Origin of the sequence: Bacillus sp. ME78 (assembly GCF_903970865.1) — a bacterium.
Lineage (GTDB): Bacteria > Bacillota > Bacilli > Bacillales > Bacillaceae_G > Bacillus_A > Bacillus_A cereus.
The window spans coordinates 256,198-274,406 of sequence record NZ_CAJCKK010000001.1; the positions used below are offsets into that span (position 1 = coordinate 256,198).

Consider the following 18,209-nt stretch of genomic DNA (forward strand, 5'->3'; position numbering starts at 1 on the left):
GGGTATCTGGGCCGAATCATCAATTGCCAACTGTTCCTCACCTCCGTACAATTTAGTAGTTTCTGAATATGCTATGTTTGTTTCATAGTAAGGTGCATATAGACGTAAAAAGACCTTTACTCAAAACGAGTAAAGGTCTGAATTCGCAGTTAAAAGAGTCCACAACAAAGACTGCTAGTAGACATAAATAAAAACAGTTTTTGTGTATGACAAAATACATGCACCTCTCCCTCGTTGAGTTTTAGCACTGTATAGCATAGGTACTGAAACCAGCTACGTTAAAAAAGGCCTTCATTCCGACCTTTCCTGTTGACCCATTGGCGTCTCTCGACATTTTTGGGCAGCAGCGTTTCTCTATACAGGAGCCTCACCTAACAGAGACCATATTCAATTACATGTTGAATGTTAGCACTGTAAAATCGTAGTGTCAATATCTTTTTTATCTGTGTTTTTAAAATATTAAATGGATTTATAATAGATATATGGGATGAAATGCATGATATTAATTATAAATAATGTGGAAAATAAGTATTTTTATAAAAGGGGAATTTGTAATGGTACCACAAAATTTTATTATAAATATTGAGAATCAAAAGTGGTTGTTTAATGAGCAGGAAGATTTATGTTCTCACGGGGAAATTTATTTAAATGTGGATGGAACGATTATTACACAAACAGGTATGGATGAGGAATGGGGAATAAGTGAATCAGCTTTAGCTCTGTTACGAACTTTAGATAAAGAATATATTTGTGATATTGAAAATGAAGAGGGGCTTATTTTGCACGGATGTGGCACTATGCTCATGTTAGGATGCCCAATTTCAATTCATTGGACTATAAACCATATAGGTGAAAATGTGGTTTTAAAGGATTTTATCAAAGTTATTTCTACTGATCAAAAGGCTATATACTATGAAGGGCTTCATATAGAAGTAAATGAAAATGAATATAGAAAACAAATTGTTTCTTTTGCGCTACAAGCAAAAGAATTATTCAATAAATCAAGTGAAAAGATAATTTTAGATGAGTTTGATCAAAGTATGTATACAGACTTTTGGACGGAATATAATCATTTGCTAAATAAGTATAAATAAAAAAGCACTGTAACCAGTGCTTTTTTATTATAGATTACGAGATTGTAGGGTTTTCAAAAATAACAATCTCTGAACTGTTTGTAGTTGAAACGCGTTGGGCGTAATATGTTAAAGCTGAAGAAATATATGCTGGTAACGTATCATTTGTATGTGATGTTGTATATTCATGGATTAATTCCTTTAAAGTTGTCCATTCTAATTGTGCTGGGTGATCAGACACGAAAGAACTTACCCAGCGATCAAATGAAGATGAAAAATCAGTTTGTAAACGAAATACTTCTTTCATAATAAAACGCTCCCTTAAAATGTAGTATAATCATTTTAACACAAAACACGAACGTTTGCTAAATTTTTTAAGTATAATGTTCGTGTTATATAGTTGTCTAGATGATTGGTTATGTAAATTCAATTTGCCATTTGAAATAACATTCCGTAAGATGAGAGATAGAGTATATTTAGAGCTGGAGGAAAGAAAGTGGAATTTGTATTTTTAGGAACTGGTGCAGGTGTTCCTTCAAAAGGAAGGAACGTTTCAGCAATTGCTTTACAATTGTTAGAAGAACGAGGACAAACTTGGTTATTTGATTGTGGCGAGGCCACGCAACATCAAATATTACATACATCTGTACGTCCGCGCCGCATTGAAAAAATATTTATTACGCATTTACATGGCGATCATATTTTTGGATTGCCTGGTTTATTAGGTAGCCGTTCATTTCAAGGAGGAACTACGCCTTTAACGGTGTATGGACCGAAAGGAATTAAACAATTTATTGAAGTGGCATTATCGGTAAGTACGACACATGTGAAATATCCACTTGAAGTTGTGGAGATAACAGAAGAAGGTACCGTATTTGAAGATAATGAATTTTATGTAGAAACGAAAAGATTGTCACACGGTATAGAATGTTTTGGATATCGTATTGTAGAGAAAGATATACAAGGTGCTCTTTTAGTTGATAAGTTGCTTGAGATGGGTGTGAAACCAGGTCCAATCTTTAAACGTTTAAAGGATGGAGAAGTAGTTGAATTAGAGGATGGCACGATATTAAATGGAAATGAGTTTATCGGCCCACCTCAAAAAGGAAGAATTATTACTATCTTAGGTGATACGCGATATTGCGAAGCGAGTAGGGAGCTTGCGCAAGATGCAGATGTACTTGTCCATGAAGCGACTTTCGCAGCAGAAGATGAGCAACAAGCGCATGATTATTTTCATTCCACATCTAAGCAAGCTGCGAGCATTGCACTTCAGGCAAATGCGAAGCGATTAATCTTAACTCACATTAGTTCTCGCTATCAAGGAGATACATATAAGGAATTATTGAAAGAGGCAAGAGAGTTGTTTTCTAATACAGAAATAGCGACAGATTTGAAATCATTCCCAGTAGAAAAATAATAATTTTGTAAAAAATGGTAACGGTGGGTTACCATTTTTTTATGTCTAAAAAAATTTAAAAATAAAACTGTTATTATTTTATACTTATACTTGGATGATACAGAAAATTAGAATGGTTTGAATATATACGATAAAAATACGAAATAATGATTATTTAGAAAAACTGTTATATAAGTCAGATGACATACAAGTGATACAAATAGCAGGAATGGACTTTTATTCAGAACTTTTAAAATTCAACAAAAGTAAGCGTTTTATAAAAAACAAGCTATAATGAGGGCAGATTATAATTTATGATAAGTCACATGCTTTTTAGTTATTATCGTAACAAGTGAAGTTGACTAAACCATGAGAGAGTAACATGAGAATTATAATAGGAAAGATATCGCTTGTTTATGCTATCCTTGCAATGGCTTCTGTGTTAAACTTTGGATTGCTACCAGACTTTATTGTGGATTATCTTATATCATTTTTTAATGAAAATAATGCTAAGATTCTTATGTATTATTATAACTGGTATTATTTCAGGTTATATTGGATTACTTTTATTTAAAAATTATCCAATTCATACAGCAGAACAAATTCGTGGTACAACTGGAAAAGCGACAGATGTAGCAGGTTAATAGAATAGTAGAATAAATTTTTGCATAGAGGTTTAGGGGGAGTTATGATGAAGTATCGCTCAGTATTTGATATTATCGGTCCAGTTATGATTGGACCATCAAGTTCACATACAGCAGGCGCGGCAAGAATGGGGCAAGTTGCTCGCCAGCTGTTTCGTCATGAACCAGAAAGAGTAAGCATTTCGTTATATGGATCATTTGCAAAGACGTATCGAGGGCATGGTACGGATGTAGCACTAATCGGTGGAATATTAGGATTTGAAACAGATGACTTACGTATTCCAGAGGCGCTAGAAATAGCAAAAGAGCGCGGAATTGAAGTGGAATTCATTGAAGAAGATGCCAATGCACCTCACCCAAATACAGCGAAAATTCGTTTGTATAAAGGTGAAGAAGAAATTGAAGTTGTTGCTTGCTCAATTGGTGGCGGTAAAATTGAAGTTGTAGAATTAAACGGATTCGATCTTCAATTATCAGGCACAAGTCCAGCACTACTTATTGTAAATAACGATCGCTTTGGTGCTATTGCAGCAGTAGCTTCAATCCTTGCTACAAACGAGATTAACATTAGTACAATGAGTGTTTCTCGTAAAGAAAAAGGAAGAAGAGCGCTTATGGTTATTGAAACAGATGAATTATTAGCAGATGAAGTGATTGAAGAAATAAAAGCGCAACAAAATATTTGTCAAGTAACTATTATGGATTAATTGCAGGGGGGACACACCATGTTTCGGAACGCAGCGGAACTAGTGGCGCAAGCTAAAGAACAAAATGTAAAAATCGCAGAAATTATGATTCAATGTGAAATGGAAACAAGAAGTATTTCACGTGAAGAAGTAATTGCTGGTATGGAAAAGAACTTAGTCGTGATGGAACAAGCAGTAGAACGTGGTATTCGCGGCGTGAAATCACCAACTGGTTTAACTGGTGGAGATGCTGTAAAAGTTCAAGCGTATATGAAGAGTGGAAAAGGCTTATCTGGAGATACGATTTTGGATGCAGTAAGCAAAGCTGTTGCAACAAATGAAGTAAACGCAGCGATGGGAATTATTTGTGCAACACCAACAGCAGGGTCTGCTGGAACAGTGCCAGGTGTACTATTTGCGCTAAGAGAAAAATTGCAGCCTACACGTGAAGAAATGATTGAATTCTTATTTACAGCAGGAGCTTTCGGTATGGTTGTTGCGAATAACGCTTGTATTTCTGGTGCTGCAGGAGGATGCCAAGCTGAAGTTGGTTCAGCAAGTGGAATGGCGGCTGCAGCTGCAGTTGAGATGGCTGGTGGAACACAAGATCAAGCAGCTACAGCGATGGCAATTTCATTAAAGAACATGCTTGGTTTAGTGTGTGATCCTGTTGCAGGACTTGTAGAAGTACCTTGTGTAAAACGTAATGCAGCAGGAGCTGCAAATGCGATGATTTCAGCAGATTTAGCATTAGCTGGTGTAACGAGTACAATTCCATGTGATGAAGTAATTGAGGCAATGTTTAGAATCGGACAAACGATGCCAGTAGCACTTCGTGAAACAGCGGAAGGTGGACTTGCAGCAACGCCGACTGGTCGTCGCCTGCAAGAAGAGATTTTTGGGAAGAACAATAACTAAGTGTAATTATAGAAAAAGGAGCTCAAATAAACTTGAGCTCCTTTTTTTATTTTTCTTTTGTTAGTTGTTCTAATGTTTTTCCAAGATTATGTGATCGTTCCGTTGCCTGTGTAATACAAGAAATAAGTGCTTGTTGAAATTTATGTTCTTGTAATACTTCAATACCTGCTTCGGTAGTTCCGCCAGGAGAAGTAATTTCCTTTCGCAAAATAGAAGGGTGTTTGTCACTTGCTTTTAGCATTTCAGCAGCACCAATCATCGTTTGAAGAATAAGTGATTTTGCAACATCTTCTTTTAAACCAATTTTTTTTGCAGCTTCTTCCATAGCTTCCACTACGTAATAAATATAAGCAGGTCCACTTCCGGATAATGCAGTGACAGCATGCATATCTTCTTCCTCTACAACAGAGACGAGACCAATCGTTTCAAATAAAGATGTTGCAGTGCGAATATGTTCCGCTGTTGCATGTTTCGAAGGGGAGATAGCGGTAGCTGATTTTAAAATGGCTGCGGATGTATTTGGCATTGCACGAATAATTGGAACGTCTTTTTGAAGTAGTTTTCTAATTGAGTGAGTAGAAACACCTGCTAGTAATGAAATAATAAGCACGTTATTATTTATGTATTCTTTAAAAGGGATAAGCGCCTCTGCAACATCCTTTGGTTTCATTGCTAGAAAAAGAATATTTGCATCAGTAAGTAATTCTTTTTTATTATGAGTACCTTTGACACCGTATTTTTTATGTAGCTCTTGTAATCTTGTCTCGTTAGAACGATTACTTACAGTAATTTGTTCACATTTAACAACATTTGCATGTAACAAGCCACCAATAATAGCTTCAGCAATAGAGCCTGCACCGAGAAAGGAAATGTTTTGAATAGACATGATGTTCCTCCTTTAATTTTGGTTAGAAATTCTTATAAATGTACATACATTCGTTTTTTTATAGGAAACACCTCTTTTTATCTGAAAATAATGACAAATATATATAGAAGTTGTAAACTGAAGAAGTATTCATTTTTGAACCGGAAAGAGACAGGGGGGCTAAGCATGACGGCGATTCACCGAATGGAGATTCCTGTACCATTTGCAGTGGAAACTGTGAATGTGTTTTTAGTTGAGGGGGAGACATTAACATTAATTGATACAGGGACGAATACAGAAGAGGCAAGAAATGCGTTAGAAAGTCAATTAGGTGCATTAGGACATACGATAGAAGATATTGAAACAGTAGTCATTACGCATCATCATGCAGATCATTGTGGACTTTTAAATATATTTTCTGAGAAGACGAATATTATTGGACATCCTTGGAATGAGCCTTGGATCACACAAAATCCAGAGTTTTTAAAGCGGTATCATGAATTTTTTAGAGAGACGGCCTTACAGTTTGGTGTGCCAGTAGCATTTTTGAAAGACGAGTCGTTATTGACGACGAGGACACTTAAATATTCTTGTAATAGATCGTTAACGCATACTGTGAGAGAAGGAGATCGTATTAATTCTTTGCCTGGATTTACAGTGCTTGAAACACCAGGTCATGCTTCTACTCATATTTCTTTATATAGAGAATCTGATGGAATATTAATTGGTGGAGATGCTCTCATTAGTCATATTTCTTCGAATCCAATACTAGAACCACCATATGAAGGGCAAACAGAACGGGCACGCCCATTACTACAATATAATCAAACATTACAGCGTTTAAGCGAAATGAATATTTCACGCATTTTATCAGGGCATGGGGAAGATGTTCTAAATGTGAAACAACTTATTGAAACGAGATTACAAAAGCAAGAAACACGTGCTTTTAAAGTACTTGAGTTATTAAAGGAAAAACCAATGACAGCATTTGAAGTATGTGTAAAACTATTTCCGGTATTATATAAAGAACAATTACCACTTACTATTTCAGAAACGGTTGGACAATTGGACTATTTAGCATATAATCAACAAGTGATGATTGATGAGTCATCGCAACAATTGATTTATTATGCAAAGTAGGTGACAGCAATGACAGTACGTTTACAAAATAAAGTAATCGTCATTACAGGTGCTTCTAGTGGGATTGGTGAGCAAGTTGCAATGCAAGTTGCAGCACAGGGAGCGACTCCAGTATTAATGGCTCGAACAGAAGAGAAACTACAAGCGTTAGTAGACAAAATTAAAGAAACTTATAATACGCCTTGCTATTATTATGTATTAGATGTAAGTGATGAGATGGAAGTACAGTCTGTTTTTTCAAAGGTATTACAAGAAGTGGGACGTATTGATATATTAGTAAACAATGCGGGATTTGGTATTTTTAAAACGTTTGAAGATGCGTCAATGGGTGAAGTAAAAGATATGTTCCAAGTAAATGTATTTGGATTAGTAGCATGTACGAAAGCGGTACTACCTTATATGGTAAACAAGAATGAAGGACATATTATTAATATTGCTTCACTTGCTGGAAAAATTGCAACTCCGAAATCGAGTGCTTATGCAGCAACGAAACATGCCGTATTAGGATTTACGAATAGTTTACGCATGGAATTAGCCAATACAGATATTTATGTTACAGCAATTAATCCAGGTCCGATAGATACAAACTTTTTTGAAATAGCGGATCAATCTGGTACATATGTAAAGAATATGGGACGTTACATGTTAAAACCAACATACGTAGCAGAACAAATCGTAAAGTCGATGCACACGAAAAAACGTGAAGTAAACTTACCGAAGTGGATGGGAATTGGCCCGAAACTTTATGCTTTATTCCCAGGTTTATTTGAACGTGTAGCAGGTAAATCATTAAGTAAAAAATAGGAGATTTCCATATGGAAATCTCCTATTTTTTATTGTTTTCCAGTTACATAATCATAAACAATATCCTCAATTTCCTCGTATAAATCAATTTCAATATTTGAATGAGTCACCGTTTGAATATGTTTCACTAGCATTTCCTGATCTTCTTTTGATATTGGACTGCATTGATATTGTTGAAAACTTTTTATAATCATTTTCTCAATTAATTTTTCGTTCATATTTTTCCCCGCCTGTATGTACGTATGTATTGTTTTATTGTACTTGAAGTGAAATAAAAAAACTACTATGCACTATTTTTGTATAAAAATTCGGTTGAGTATATTATTTTTCTAATAAAATTAAGTTTTTTTAGATTTAAAAATTTATAAATATTTAATTGACTCTATAAATATACAATATTATAATCATACTTAATTTAAAGAATCGATATGAGGAGGAACTTATGAAAGTCGCAATTATTGGAGCCACTGGATATGGGGGCATTGAGTTAATTCGTTTATTAGAACAACATCCATATTTTTCGATAGCATCTCTCCATTCTTTTTCACAAGTTGGTGAGTGTATAACAAATGTATATCCGCATCTTCGAAATGTCCTTTTTCATACGTTACAAGAAATTGATGTGGAGACGATAGGAAAAGAAGCAGAAATCGTATTTCTAGCAACCCCAGCAGGAGTATCGGCGGAGTTAACTCCCAAGTTATTAGCAGAAGGTTTAAAAGTAATTGACCTATCTGGAGACTTTCGTATGATAGATCCTTCGTCATATGAACTGTGGTATAAAAGGCCAGCAGCGAAAGAAGAAATTCTTAGAAAAGCAGTGTATGGGTTAAGTGAATGGAAAAGGACTGGGATTCAAAAGGCAAATTTAATTGCAAACCCAGGATGTTTTGCTACAGCCACATTGCTAGCGATAGCGCCGTTAGTACGTAGCGGCATGATTGAAGAAGATTCGATTATTATTGATGCGAAATCAGGGGTATCAGGAGCAGGTAAAACACCAACAACAATGACTCATTTTCCTGAGCTATATGATAACTTGCACATTTATAAAGTGAATGAGCATCAGCACGTTCCAGAGATTGAGCAAATGCTTACAGAATGGAATAGTGAATCACAGCCAATTACATTTAGCACACATTTAATACCGATATCACGAGGAATCATGATTACACTTTATGCAAAAGTAAAACAAAAGATGGAAATAAAGCAAATTCAAAAATTGTATGAAGAAACGTATGAACAATCGCCTTTCATCCGAATTTGTACGCAAGGGAAATTTCCAAGTCCAAAAGAAGTGAGAGGCTCAAATTATTGTGATATTGGCATAGCTTACGATGAAAGAGCTGAAAGAGTTACGGTCGTTTCTGTTATAGACAATATGATGAAAGGCGCGGCTGGGCAAGCGATTCAAAATGCAAACATAATAGCGGGACTAGAAGAGACAACAGGTTTACAACATATGCCGCTTTATCTATAAGGGGGACATGATGATTAAAGTAGCGTCTATTACAAAATTAGAAAATGGTTCAATTGTAACGCCGAAAGGCTTTTCTGCAATTGGTACTGCAAATGGTTTAAAAAAGGAGAAAAAGGATTTAGGTGCCATCGTTTGTGATGTACCTGCATCATGTGCCGCTGTGTATACAACGAATCAAATACAAGCAGCTCCTTTGCAAGTAACGAAGGATAGTATAACGGCAGAAGGGAAGTTACAAGCAATTATCGTTAATAGTGGAAATGCAAATGCTTGTACTGGAATGAAAGGATTACAAGACGCATACGAGATGCGCGCATTAGGGGCGGAACATTTTGGGATGAAAGAAAATTACGTTGCAGTAGCTTCAACAGGTGTAATTGGTGTTCCACTGCCGATGGATATAATCCGAAAGGGAGTTGCAACTCTTATACCAACGAAGGAAGAAAGTGAAGCATATTGTTTTTCTGAAGCAATTTTAACGACGGATCTTATAACGAAAGAAACTTGCTATGAAATGATTATTGATGGGAAGAAAGTGGCGATTGCGGGTGTTGCAAAAGGTTCAGGGATGATTCATCCGAATATGGCAACGATGCTTAGTTTTATTACGACAGATGCTCATATAGAGCATGACGTATTGCAAACAGTGTTATCCCAAATTACGAATCATACATTTAATCAAATTACGGTAGATGGAGATACTTCTACGAATGATATGGTCATCGTTATGGCAAGTGGATTATCAGAAACAAGACCGATAAATATGGAACATACAGATTGGGAAACTTTCGTATGTGCTTTACAGAAGGTATGTGAAGATTTAGCGAAAAAAATTGCGCAAGATGGTGAAGGAGCTAAGAAGTTAATAGAAGTAAATGTGCTAGGAGCTCAAACGAATGAAGAGGCAAAAAAAATTGCAAAGCAAATAGTCGGTTCGAGTCTTGTGAAAACAGCAATACATGGTGAAGACCCAAACTGGGGGCGAATTATTAGCAGTATTGGACAAAGTGAAGTAGCTATTAATCCGAACACAATTGACATTACTCTTCAATCTATATCGGTATTAAAAAATAGTGAGCCTCAAATATTTTCTGAAGAAGAAATGAAAGAGAGATTACAAGAAGATGAAATAGTCATTAATGTGTACTTACACTTAGGTGAAGAGACAGGATCAGCTTGGGGCTGTGACTTAAGCTATGAATATGTGAAAATAAATGCTTGTTATCGTACATAAGGAGAGAGAAGATGAGCGATTATATTGTAGTGAAATGCGGCGGTAGTATGTTGAATCAATTAAATGCTGTGTTTTTTGATTGTATAAAGAAATTGCAACAGAAGTATAAAGTAGTGATTGTTCATGGTGGTGGGCCAGAAATTGATGCCAAATTAAAAGATTGTAACATCAACGTAGAAAAAAGAGATGGATTACGCGTAACACCAAAAGAAGTTATGGATGTTGTTCAAATGGTGCTATGCGGAAGTACGAATAAAAAACTCGTAATGAATTTACAAAAGCATAATTTACTTGCTGTAGGTTGTTCGGGGTGTGACGGTAATTTACTTCAAGTTCAACCTGTCAGCGAGGAGATAGGATATGTGGGAGAAGTAAGTTATGTAGAAACAGCCTTATTAAAAGGATTAATAAATATGGGGTATATTCCTGTTATTGCTCCAATCGGGGTAAATGGTAATGAAATTTATAACATAAATGCGGACAATGCTGCAGCTGGGATTGCGGCCGCGTTAGGGGCAAAAGAGCTTATTTTTATTACGGATGTAGATGGAATATTACATGAAGGGAATTTGGTAAAGGAAACGGATGAATCTGAAATTGCAACTTTTATAGAAACAGGTGTTATTACAGGTGGGATGATTCCGAAAGTACAGGCGGCACTAGCATCATTAAAAATGGGAGTGCAAAAGATAAGTATTGTGAATGGTACAAAAGATTTTACTGAGGTTACGGGAGAGTGTATTGGAACGACGGTAACGAAAGGTGTGAGTATTGCATGACGAGTCATCTTTTTCAAACGTATGGCAGAAGAACTATTGAGTTTGTAAAGGGAACTGGAACGAAAGTTATTGATAATAAAGGTAAGCAATATTTAGATTTTACATCAGGAATTGGCGTATGTAATTTAGGACATTGTCACCCTACTGTTCTCAAAGGTGTACAAGAGCAACTTGATGATATATGGCATATATCTAACCTGTTTACAAACAGCTTACAAGAAGAAGTTGCGTCATTATTAACAGAAAATAGAGCATTAGATTATGTGTTTTTCTGTAATAGTGGGGCAGAGGCAAATGAAGCGGCTTTAAAGTTAGCACGTAAGCATACTGGAAAATCTCTCGTCGTAACATGCCAGCAGTCTTTTCACGGTAGAACATTTGGAACGATGAGTGCAACGGGCCAAGATAAGGTGAAAGAAGGATTTGGTCCATTACTTCCATCTTTTTTACATATCCCTTTTAACGATATTAAAGCATTAGAGGAAGTAATGAATGAAGAAGTTGCGGCGGTAATGGTAGAAGTTGTTCAAGGAGAGGGAGGAGTAATACCTGCTGATCTATCTTTTTTGAAAGAGATTGAAAAATTATGTAATAAGTTCGGTTCCTTATTTATTATAGACGAAGTACAAACGGGGATAGGAAGAACTGGAACACTATTCGCTTATGAACAAGTGGGAATAGAGCCTGATATCGTTACCGTTGCAAAGGCACTTGGGAATGGGATTCCTGTCGGAGCGATGATTGGCGGGAAAGAGCTCGGAACGTCGTTTACTGCAGGATCACACGGTTCAACTTTTGGCGGGAATTACATCGCGATGGCTGCAGCGAAAGAAGTATTGCAAGTGAGTAAAAAACCATCGTTTTTAAAAGAAGTACAAGAAAAAGGCGAGTACGTATTAGAGAAGTTGCAAGAGGAATTACAGCATGTCGAATGTATTCAAAATATACGTGGTAAGGGGCTTATGATTGGGATTGAGTGTAAGCATGAAGTTGCAAGTTTTATAGAACAACTAGAAAACGAAGGACTTCTCGTATTACAAGCAGGCCCTAATGTTATAAGACTATTACCGCCACTCATTGTCACGAATGAAGAGTTAGAACAGGCAGTATATATAATAAAAAAAGTAGTTTGTACAAAAAACGTATCAATCATATAAGGGGGAAGTTTCATGTCAACTGTACAAGTACCGAAATTAAATACGAAAGATCTTTTAACACTAGAAGAATTAACGAAAGAAGAAATTATTTCTTTAATTGAGTTCGCTATATATTTAAAAAAGAATAAGCAAGAGCCTTTATTACAAGGCAAAATATTAGGGCTTATTTTTGATAAGCATTCAACTCGTACTCGTGTATCTTTTGAAGCGGGAATGGTACAACTCGGGGGACATGGTATGTTTTTAAGTGGGAAAGAGATGCAAATGGGAAGAGGAGAAACCGTTTCAGATACTGCGAAAGTATTATCGCAGTATATTGACGGGATCATGATACGTACATTCTCACACGCGGATGTAGAAGAGCTTGCAAAAGAATCGAGTATTCCTGTTATTAACGGTTTAACGGATGATCATCATCCTTGTCAAGCATTGGCAGACCTCATGACGATATATGAAGAAACAAATACATTTAAAGGAATAAAATTAGCTTACGTAGGTGACGGAAATAATGTATGTCATTCATTGTTGCTAGCGAGTGCAAAAGTCGGAATGCATATGACTGTTGCAACGCCTGTAGGATATGAACCGAATGAAGAGATTGTAAAAAAAGCGTTAGCGATTGCCAAGGAAACAGGAGCTGAAATTGAAGTTTTGCATAATCCTGAATTAGCGGTGAATGAAGCAGATTTCATTTATACTGACGTTTGGATGAGCATGGGGCAAGAGGGCGAAGAAGAGAAATATTCTTTATTTCAACCTTACCAAATCAATAACGAACTTGTTAAGCATGCGAAGCAAACATATCGTTTCTTACACTGTTTACCTGCCCATCGTGAAGAAGAAGTAACAGGAGAAATTATAGATGGACCACAGTCTATCGTCTTTGAGCAAGCTGGTAATCGATTGCATGCTCAAAAAGCATTATTAGTGAGTTTATTTAAAAATATAGAAGAGCTTTCCTAAAGGATGTACACCCCAGTTGCTAGATACGAATAAAAACTGGGGTGTTTTTTATGGTTAAATTCTTTTTAGAAGAGAAAGTAAATACGGTAAAAAGATATTACTTTGAGTATATACTGAATGTACGTAATTATATGGATAGAGGGAGGATATCTATTAGAGAAACAGCTACTAAATTTTTTGTATAACCATTTGTGCCTAGTTTACCAGGAAGGCCCTTTACTTCACATACACATAGGCTTCGTTTGCCGTTAAGTAGGTTTTATGTAACATGAAGATTTTTAGATATTCTGAAATTTCTATATTTACATTTTTTTCTTTTTGTCTCATAATTTTAATGGGGAGAGGGAGGAAAAAAATGGTTCAAATTAAAGTAACACCTGAAATGCTAGAAGAAGTTGCGAATCGTGCAAGTAATACCCGAATCGCATTAGAATCTATACATAATAATTTATGTAATGAAATAGATCAGTTGTGTTTTCAATGGATTGGTGCCTCTAATCAACAGTTCATTCAACTGTTCAATGATGCGAGACCAAAAGCTTTTGCATCTATTCATTCACTTGTAAAAGTAGAGGAAGATTTGAAAAGAATTGCTGAAAAATTCCGCAATACAGATAATCAAGATGTTACAATGGAACAAGGAGCGATGTGTGGACCACTATCGTCAGAAAAAGAGGATTTTGATGGTGAAAAACTTGCTAGGGATATAGTAGGTGAAATAAGTGGTGAGTATGATATTCGTCGTGCTTGGGATGGGATTGATCCATCTACTGGCGAAAAACTATCTACTTTGGATAGAGTATTTGCTGGAGGAATGGCAGTAGCAGGGCTTACACCCTTTGGAAAGATAGCTAAAGTAGGTAAAGGAGTTAAAATGACTGCTAAGGCTGCTGAGGCTGTGAATAAAGCTAAAAAAGTACCTGTGGAGAAAGTCAATGGAGTTAAGGATACTGTAAAAGCTACAGAGGATAGTATCGTTACTAAAAAACCATATAGTAAAAGCAGGCCTAGTTATGGAAAAGGTCAGGTTGAAGAAGTGTGGGAAAATGCGAAAGATTCTATCGATGGGAAAGTTTATGATCCATCAGGTGTAGAAATAATTTGGGATAAATCTAAAACAAGAAGTGGTCAATGGGATATGGGGCATATACCAGGAGAGAAATATTCTGATATGCATGAATTGTATATGAACGAGATTATTACAAAAGAAGAGTTCTTAAAGTGGTATAGAAACCCTGAAAACTATCGACCGGAATTGCCAAGTACTAACCGAAGTCATAAGTATGAATGAGAGGGTGATAGTATAAATGGATATTAATAAAGCTGATTATGGGACTATTATAAAATTCGGGAATCTTAAATTATTTTTAGAGAAGCTAAAAATTGAGGGAAACTGTATTGAAGAGATTGTAGATTCAATTGATAAAAATGGTATTAGTTTACTTGAAAAATCATTAATTAGTAGAAAGTTTGATATAGCAAACTTTCTATTGGATAATGGTGCAAAGGTTAATATAATTTCTAATGATGACTGTAATGAGTTTCACTATTTAGCAGCAAATATTAATTGTCCAGGTGCGGTTGAAGTAGCTTGTAGGCTGGTTGATATGGGGGTAGATTTGAATTTAAAAGATAAAAAATTTGGTAATTCTGCAATATGGTCTTTATGTCAAGAAGTATTAAAAAAAAGAACAAAGGAGGGAAATGATTTAATAGTAAAATGTTTGGGAAAACGACCGAATATTAATGATGAAAATAAATATGGATATTCATTAAGGGATTTAATTGAAGAACGTGGAACAGATGATATGAAAAAAGTTTTGGAGATGATTGTTTGAAAAAGAGTAGTGGATTAGGTGGTAGCGTTGTATCTAAGAATATTTTACAAAATAAAGGGAATGTGAAATGGTGTATTAAAGAACAACCAGTTAATGCTATCGATAATGGATGGAGATTTTTGTCAGAAATAGATACAGATGAATATCTTGCTGATGCATCAAATATGTCAGTTTGTGATTGGGGAACTATTATTGAAATAGAACCAGCGGTAATAAATATTTTTAATATGCCAATTGGCACAGATATTACTTTACTAAATGAAAATAATAAAAAGTATTTTGTTTATACTGATTCGGGAGAAAAAGTAGATTTTTAAGAAGGTATTTTAGTGATTAGTACAGCTATATATCTACTAGCATAAAACTTTATGCATATAAGTATATATTTTAAGAAAATAAAAGAATCAATAATCTATACTATGGAATTGGGTAAAATTCTATTGAAACCTTGATTGGCTATATGTCTTTCAAGGTTTTTTAGTAATCTAAAAAGTTTCACATAAAAACTTATGATCTTAAATTAATATTCAAATATGACGACAATGCATTGGGAAATATGTATTTATTACCTCCCCCCATTAGTCGATAGTTGGTATATAACTGAACCGGATTTATGGTATTTAGATTATGATCAAGCTGGGTACGCTCCTAGTGAATATCGAGAAGAAAGAAAAGGCATTCGTATTTTAAATGAGACTACAATAGCTAATTTTTTAGAAAGAATAGAAAAATATGAAAGATTTACAGAAGATATTAGGTTAGAATTTTTAAGGGAACTAAGAACTAATAGAGAAGAAGCCTATTATGATTATAATCAATGTTTCTTCATAGATTTTGATCGTTTAATTTTTTATTCCACTTATCCGGAATCAATATCTTTTGAAGAATATATTGATTCCGGATAAGTGGAAAGGTTATTTACAGCGATTTGATGAACAAGTACTCTATAAGTATAGATACTGGGAAGATAAGAATAAAAACTATTTAGTTCGAGAGGATTAAGTTATGCAAGAAAATAAATGAATTACGATAAAAGAAACATTTTAAAATGAAGAAACTGGTGGAGATATCGTGAAATGTATATGGTCTATCAAGATAAAATCAAAGGAGTATTTAAACTTTAGCTCATACTAGTTTGGATGCTCGAAGAATGTATATAAAAGATGGTTTATATACTGCTGAGATAAGAGAAGGTTTACGAGGAGTTATAAAAAGAAACAAAGAGCTTTATCCACATTTATTTGATAAATAAAACATGGAAAGGACGATTATCTTTGGATATAAAGAGTCATTTAAAAAGATTATACGATAATCGTTTATTAGAAAGGGAGAATGAGATACGAGATTTTAATGAGTCATTAATGGAAGTAATAGCGTATAACGACGTCTCTGTTATTACAGATTTATGTTTAGTTCTGGATGATGAGACTGAGCAATTTGATGTTATGTTTGATTTGATTTATGGAATAGAGAGCTTATATAAAAATAACATAGAAGAAGGACTTGTATGTATTGCTAAAGCTTTTCCAAAGATGATTAGCTCAGCTCAAGAATGGGTAGAAATTTTACATTATAGAATTCTTAATCATCCTCAAGTAAGATTAGCATATGGAAAAGTACTTTCGGGATTTGATCCATCAATTACGATTAGTATTAAAGAATTATTGATTGATATAAAAAATGAAGACCCAGATATGTTTAGTGAATCTGTTAATGAGGTAATTAAGAGCATCTAATGTTTAAAGTTGAAAGGATATATAAGTACATAAGGCCAAGTAACAGAAAAGAATTTATTATTGGAGTGGAAAGAATAAGCTAATAAAAAGTACATACTCCATGATGGTTGTACCATCATGGAGTACTTTGTGCAATGATAGAATAGAAAAACGAAGTACGAGCTTAGGCGAGATGACATTTTACTGGATGATGAATATAAACACATGGAATGGATATAAAACTAATGAACTCATACAAAATCGTAAGTTTTAACGTAGTAGTTGTCATGACATATAAAGGCTGTCAAACTGTTACTACAAAACTTGAAAATCTATACTATTTAAAAACAGATGAACTTAAAGCACTGGGTGTCGATTAAAGACAACAAGTGCTTTTTATTTTAAGGTTAAAACATAGGGTACGGTTGAAGCTAGTGCTTTATCGCCAACAGGAAAGGTATCAACTAAAGGTAAATTAAGACAAGAAGACTTACGTGCGGCAAGACTAGAAGGTAAGCGAGCTGCTGATAATGGAGAAACATACAAAGGATATGTTGGTCATGTTCCTGATACAACTTGGATGGGGAAACCGGATCCTCATAGTTGGTTAGACCTTTACCCAAAAGTTAATATGAGCATAGGTAGACAGGCTAATAAATATTCAATTGGTTATAAACCTACAAAATTTAAGTTTGTAGAGGAGGAGTAGACGATGAATAATTGGAAAGATAAGATAGCTACAATGATTTTAGTGAAGCAGGAGCTAATGAAACAAGATGTAGAAAAAATATGGCCACACCATTTTCCGGAGGTGGGAGCAAATGAAAAATCTATTCGCATTATTGAACAAGAATTGGGATATAAACTTGATTTAATGTATAGAGAATTTCTTCAATATGCCAATGGATGGGCAGTTTTTTATCAAACGGTGGATTTATTTGGTACGGAGCAATTAAAGGAATCAGCTATAATGGATTATGCTCAGGTACTATTAGAAGCTATAGATGATGTTGTTTTAGAAGAAAGCGGTGTTTTAAGGCAGGAGCTATTACCAATAGCAGTTTCGGAATTTGATAGGGATTTATTTGTTTTATGTTTACCTAATTCTTCTAGACCAGGAGAAATAATTTGGTTTGCGGGTGAAGAAATAGATAGATTTGAGAATTTTGACGAGTACTTTTTAGTAATGATTGACTATAATAGAGAAGAGATATTAGCTTTAAAGGGGTAGTTTATGCAATCATGTTTTTTAAGTGTCTGTTACTGTACAGCTATAAAAACATAAATACTAATACAGCCAGAGCAAAATATATTTGAAGTGAACAGAAAAGAAAATGGATATTAATTGTCAAGATATACAAGTTTTAAGGTTAAGATAAAATCTAGTGCAAATTAAAAACAATATGAACTGAAAGTACTTGATTGTCGATTAAAGGCAACAAGTGCTTTTTTGGTTTCAGCGTAGAAATAAGTTGATACACGTATTTTTTTATAGTGAAATGTCATATGTATAT

At 34.8% G+C, this 18,209-nt stretch carries 21 protein-coding genes, 1 pseudogene and 1 riboswitch; of the genes and pseudogenes, 19 read left to right on the forward strand and 3 right to left on the reverse strand.

Going from position 1 to position 18,209, the window contains the following annotated elements; all coding sequences use genetic code 11:
• Positions 1-218: 218 nt before the first annotated feature.
• A riboswitch (M-box (ykoK) riboswitch) is annotated at positions 219-386 on the reverse strand.
• A gap of 168 nt (positions 387-554) precedes the next feature.
• Positions 555-1,094: a hypothetical protein gene (locus H6481_RS01420; protein ID WP_098852217.1), complete on the forward strand. Its 540-nt coding sequence runs from the start codon at positions 555-557 to the stop codon at positions 1,092-1,094.
• Between the two features lie 34 nt (positions 1,095-1,128).
• Here the strand turns inward: H6481_RS01420 and H6481_RS01425 are convergent, their stop codons facing one another.
• Positions 1,129-1,380, reverse strand: a complete 252-nt coding sequence (locus tag H6481_RS01425; protein ID WP_000665709.1) for a DUF3932 family protein — start codon at positions 1,378-1,380, stop codon at positions 1,129-1,131.
• A gap of 189 nt (positions 1,381-1,569) precedes the next feature.
• Here H6481_RS01425 and rnz point away from each other — a divergent pair, with 189 nt between their 5' ends.
• From rnz to sdaAA, 4 genes are all read left to right on the forward strand, one after another.
• On the forward strand, positions 1,570-2,493 hold the full coding sequence (gene rnz, locus H6481_RS01430) for a ribonuclease Z (protein ID WP_000397454.1): 924 nt from the start codon (positions 1,570-1,572) through the stop codon (positions 2,491-2,493).
• 485 nt (positions 2,494-2,978) lie between these two features.
• Positions 2,979-3,116: a hypothetical protein gene (locus H6481_RS01440; RefSeq protein WP_000943432.1), complete on the forward strand. Its 138-nt coding sequence runs from the start codon at positions 2,979-2,981 to the stop codon at positions 3,114-3,116.
• Positions 3,117-3,163: 47 nt separating this feature from the next.
• A complete protein-coding gene (sdaAB, locus tag H6481_RS01445; protein WP_000877449.1) occupies positions 3,164-3,823 on the forward strand; it encodes an L-serine ammonia-lyase, iron-sulfur-dependent subunit beta in 660 nt (219 codons plus the stop codon).
• Between the two features lie 18 nt (positions 3,824-3,841).
• Positions 3,842-4,720, forward strand: coding sequence for an L-serine ammonia-lyase, iron-sulfur-dependent, subunit alpha (gene sdaAA, locus H6481_RS01450; protein ID WP_000489461.1), 879 nt, complete (start codon positions 3,842-3,844; stop codon positions 4,718-4,720).
• Positions 4,721-4,766: 46 nt separating this feature from the next.
• Here sdaAA and proI read toward each other — a convergent pair whose 3' ends face one another.
• A complete protein-coding gene (gene proI / locus H6481_RS01455; RefSeq protein ID WP_000027242.1) occupies positions 4,767-5,606 on the reverse strand; it encodes a pyrroline-5-carboxylate reductase ProI in 840 nt (279 codons plus the stop codon).
• 165 nt (positions 5,607-5,771) lie between these two features.
• Here proI and H6481_RS01460 point away from each other — a divergent pair, with 165 nt between their 5' ends.
• Both H6481_RS01460 and H6481_RS01465 read left to right on the forward strand, forming a co-directional pair.
• Positions 5,772-6,725, forward strand: coding sequence for an MBL fold metallo-hydrolase (locus H6481_RS01460; protein WP_016080348.1), 954 nt, complete (start codon positions 5,772-5,774; stop codon positions 6,723-6,725).
• A gap of 9 nt (positions 6,726-6,734) precedes the next feature.
• Entirely contained in the window at positions 6,735-7,529 is a 795-nt protein-coding gene (locus H6481_RS01465) for an SDR family oxidoreductase (RefSeq protein ID WP_071729702.1), read from the forward strand.
• A 29-nt stretch (positions 7,530-7,558) separates the two neighbouring features.
• Here H6481_RS01465 and H6481_RS01470 read toward each other — a convergent pair whose 3' ends face one another.
• Positions 7,559-7,747 (reverse strand): YqzH family protein, encoded by a 189-nt coding sequence (locus tag H6481_RS01470; protein WP_001003222.1) that lies wholly within the window; start codon positions 7,745-7,747, stop codon positions 7,559-7,561.
• 224 nt (positions 7,748-7,971) lie between these two features.
• Here H6481_RS01470 and argC point away from each other — a divergent pair, with 224 nt between their 5' ends.
• The 12 genes and pseudogenes from argC (at position 7,972) to H6481_RS01525 (ending at position 17,926) form a co-directional block, all read left to right on the forward strand.
• A complete protein-coding gene (gene argC / locus H6481_RS01475) occupies positions 7,972-9,009 on the forward strand; it encodes an N-acetyl-gamma-glutamyl-phosphate reductase (RefSeq protein WP_071729704.1) in 1,038 nt (345 codons plus the stop codon).
• A gap of 10 nt (positions 9,010-9,019) precedes the next feature.
• On the forward strand, positions 9,020-10,243 hold the full coding sequence (gene argJ, locus H6481_RS01480) for a bifunctional glutamate N-acetyltransferase/amino-acid acetyltransferase ArgJ (RefSeq protein ID WP_050844495.1): 1,224 nt from the start codon (positions 9,020-9,022) through the stop codon (positions 10,241-10,243).
• Positions 10,244-10,254: 11 nt separating this feature from the next.
• Positions 10,255-11,022, forward strand: a complete 768-nt coding sequence (argB, locus tag H6481_RS01485) for an acetylglutamate kinase (RefSeq protein WP_001286792.1) — start codon at positions 10,255-10,257, stop codon at positions 11,020-11,022.
• Positions 11,019-12,179, forward strand: a complete 1,161-nt coding sequence (locus H6481_RS01490) for an acetylornithine transaminase (protein WP_071729706.1) — start codon at positions 11,019-11,021, stop codon at positions 12,177-12,179. The genes argB and H6481_RS01490 overlap by 4 nt, the downstream gene beginning before the upstream one ends.
• 12 nt (positions 12,180-12,191) lie before the next feature.
• Positions 12,192-13,142, forward strand: coding sequence for an ornithine carbamoyltransferase (gene argF, locus H6481_RS01495; protein WP_182810949.1), 951 nt, complete (start codon positions 12,192-12,194; stop codon positions 13,140-13,142).
• Between the two features lie 355 nt (positions 13,143-13,497).
• Positions 13,498-14,433: a WXG100 family type VII secretion target gene (locus H6481_RS01500; protein WP_000249939.1), complete on the forward strand. Its 936-nt coding sequence runs from the start codon at positions 13,498-13,500 to the stop codon at positions 14,431-14,433.
• Between the two features lie 16 nt (positions 14,434-14,449).
• Positions 14,450-14,980 (forward strand): ankyrin repeat domain-containing protein, encoded by a 531-nt coding sequence (locus H6481_RS01505; protein ID WP_000353922.1) that lies wholly within the window; start codon positions 14,450-14,452, stop codon positions 14,978-14,980.
• A complete protein-coding gene (locus H6481_RS01510; RefSeq protein ID WP_182810951.1) occupies positions 14,977-15,297 on the forward strand; it encodes a DUF2185 domain-containing protein in 321 nt (106 codons plus the stop codon). Before H6481_RS01505 ends, H6481_RS01510 begins: the two co-directional genes overlap by 4 nt.
• Before the next feature lie 225 nt (positions 15,298-15,522).
• Positions 15,523-15,982 (forward strand): annotated as a pseudogene (locus H6481_RS01515) (hypothetical protein).
• A 272-nt stretch (positions 15,983-16,254) separates the two neighbouring features.
• Positions 16,255-16,716, forward strand: a complete 462-nt coding sequence (locus H6481_RS01520; RefSeq protein WP_000351980.1) for an Imm30 family immunity protein — start codon at positions 16,255-16,257, stop codon at positions 16,714-16,716.
• A 224-nt stretch (positions 16,717-16,940) separates the two neighbouring features.
• Complete coding sequence (locus tag H6481_RS28745; protein WP_003271546.1) at positions 16,941-17,075, forward strand: hypothetical protein; 135 nt, start codon at positions 16,941-16,943, stop codon at positions 17,073-17,075.
• A gap of 332 nt (positions 17,076-17,407) precedes the next feature.
• Positions 17,408-17,926 carry an SMI1/KNR4 family protein gene (locus H6481_RS01525; RefSeq protein WP_001067165.1) on the forward strand — a complete coding sequence of 173 codons (519 nt, stop codon included), beginning with the start codon at positions 17,408-17,410 and terminating at the stop codon, positions 17,924-17,926.
• Positions 17,927-18,209: the final 283 nt, after the last annotated feature.

Excerpts from the sequence above, each read along its gene's own strand:
- H6481_RS01420 (WP_098852217.1), top strand. The coding sequence starts at position 555 with ATGGTACCACAAAATTTTATTATAAATATTGAGAATCAAAAGTGGTTG.
- H6481_RS01425 (WP_000665709.1), bottom strand. The coding sequence starts at position 1,380 with ATGAAAGAAGTATTTCGTTTACAAACTGATTTTTCATCTTCATTTGAT.
- H6481_RS01440 (WP_000943432.1), top strand. The coding sequence starts at position 2,979 with ATGCTAAGATTCTTATGTATTATTATAACTGGTATTATTTCAGGTTAT.
- sdaAB (WP_000877449.1), top strand. The coding sequence starts at position 3,164 with ATGAAGTATCGCTCAGTATTTGATATTATCGGTCCAGTTATGATTGGA.
- sdaAA (WP_000489461.1), top strand. The coding sequence starts at position 3,842 with ATGTTTCGGAACGCAGCGGAACTAGTGGCGCAAGCTAAAGAACAAAAT.
- proI (WP_000027242.1), bottom strand. The coding sequence starts at position 5,606 with ATGTCTATTCAAAACATTTCCTTTCTCGGTGCAGGCTCTATTGCTGAA.
- H6481_RS01460 (WP_016080348.1), top strand. The coding sequence starts at position 5,772 with ATGACGGCGATTCACCGAATGGAGATTCCTGTACCATTTGCAGTGGAA.
- H6481_RS01465 (WP_071729702.1), top strand. The coding sequence starts at position 6,735 with ATGACAGTACGTTTACAAAATAAAGTAATCGTCATTACAGGTGCTTCT.
- H6481_RS01470 (WP_001003222.1), bottom strand. The coding sequence starts at position 7,747 with ATGAACGAAAAATTAATTGAGAAAATGATTATAAAAAGTTTTCAACAA.
- argC (WP_071729704.1), top strand. The coding sequence starts at position 7,972 with ATGAAAGTCGCAATTATTGGAGCCACTGGATATGGGGGCATTGAGTTA.
- argJ (WP_050844495.1), top strand. The coding sequence starts at position 9,020 with ATGATTAAAGTAGCGTCTATTACAAAATTAGAAAATGGTTCAATTGTA.
- argB (WP_001286792.1), top strand. The coding sequence starts at position 10,255 with ATGAGCGATTATATTGTAGTGAAATGCGGCGGTAGTATGTTGAATCAA.
- H6481_RS01490 (WP_071729706.1), top strand. The coding sequence starts at position 11,019 with ATGACGAGTCATCTTTTTCAAACGTATGGCAGAAGAACTATTGAGTTT.
- argF (WP_182810949.1), top strand. The coding sequence starts at position 12,192 with ATGTCAACTGTACAAGTACCGAAATTAAATACGAAAGATCTTTTAACA.
- H6481_RS01500 (WP_000249939.1), top strand. The coding sequence starts at position 13,498 with ATGGTTCAAATTAAAGTAACACCTGAAATGCTAGAAGAAGTTGCGAAT.
- H6481_RS01505 (WP_000353922.1), top strand. The coding sequence starts at position 14,450 with ATGGATATTAATAAAGCTGATTATGGGACTATTATAAAATTCGGGAAT.
- H6481_RS28745 (WP_003271546.1), top strand. The coding sequence starts at position 16,941 with ATGAACTCATACAAAATCGTAAGTTTTAACGTAGTAGTTGTCATGACA.
- H6481_RS01525 (WP_001067165.1), top strand. The coding sequence starts at position 17,408 with ATGAATAATTGGAAAGATAAGATAGCTACAATGATTTTAGTGAAGCAG.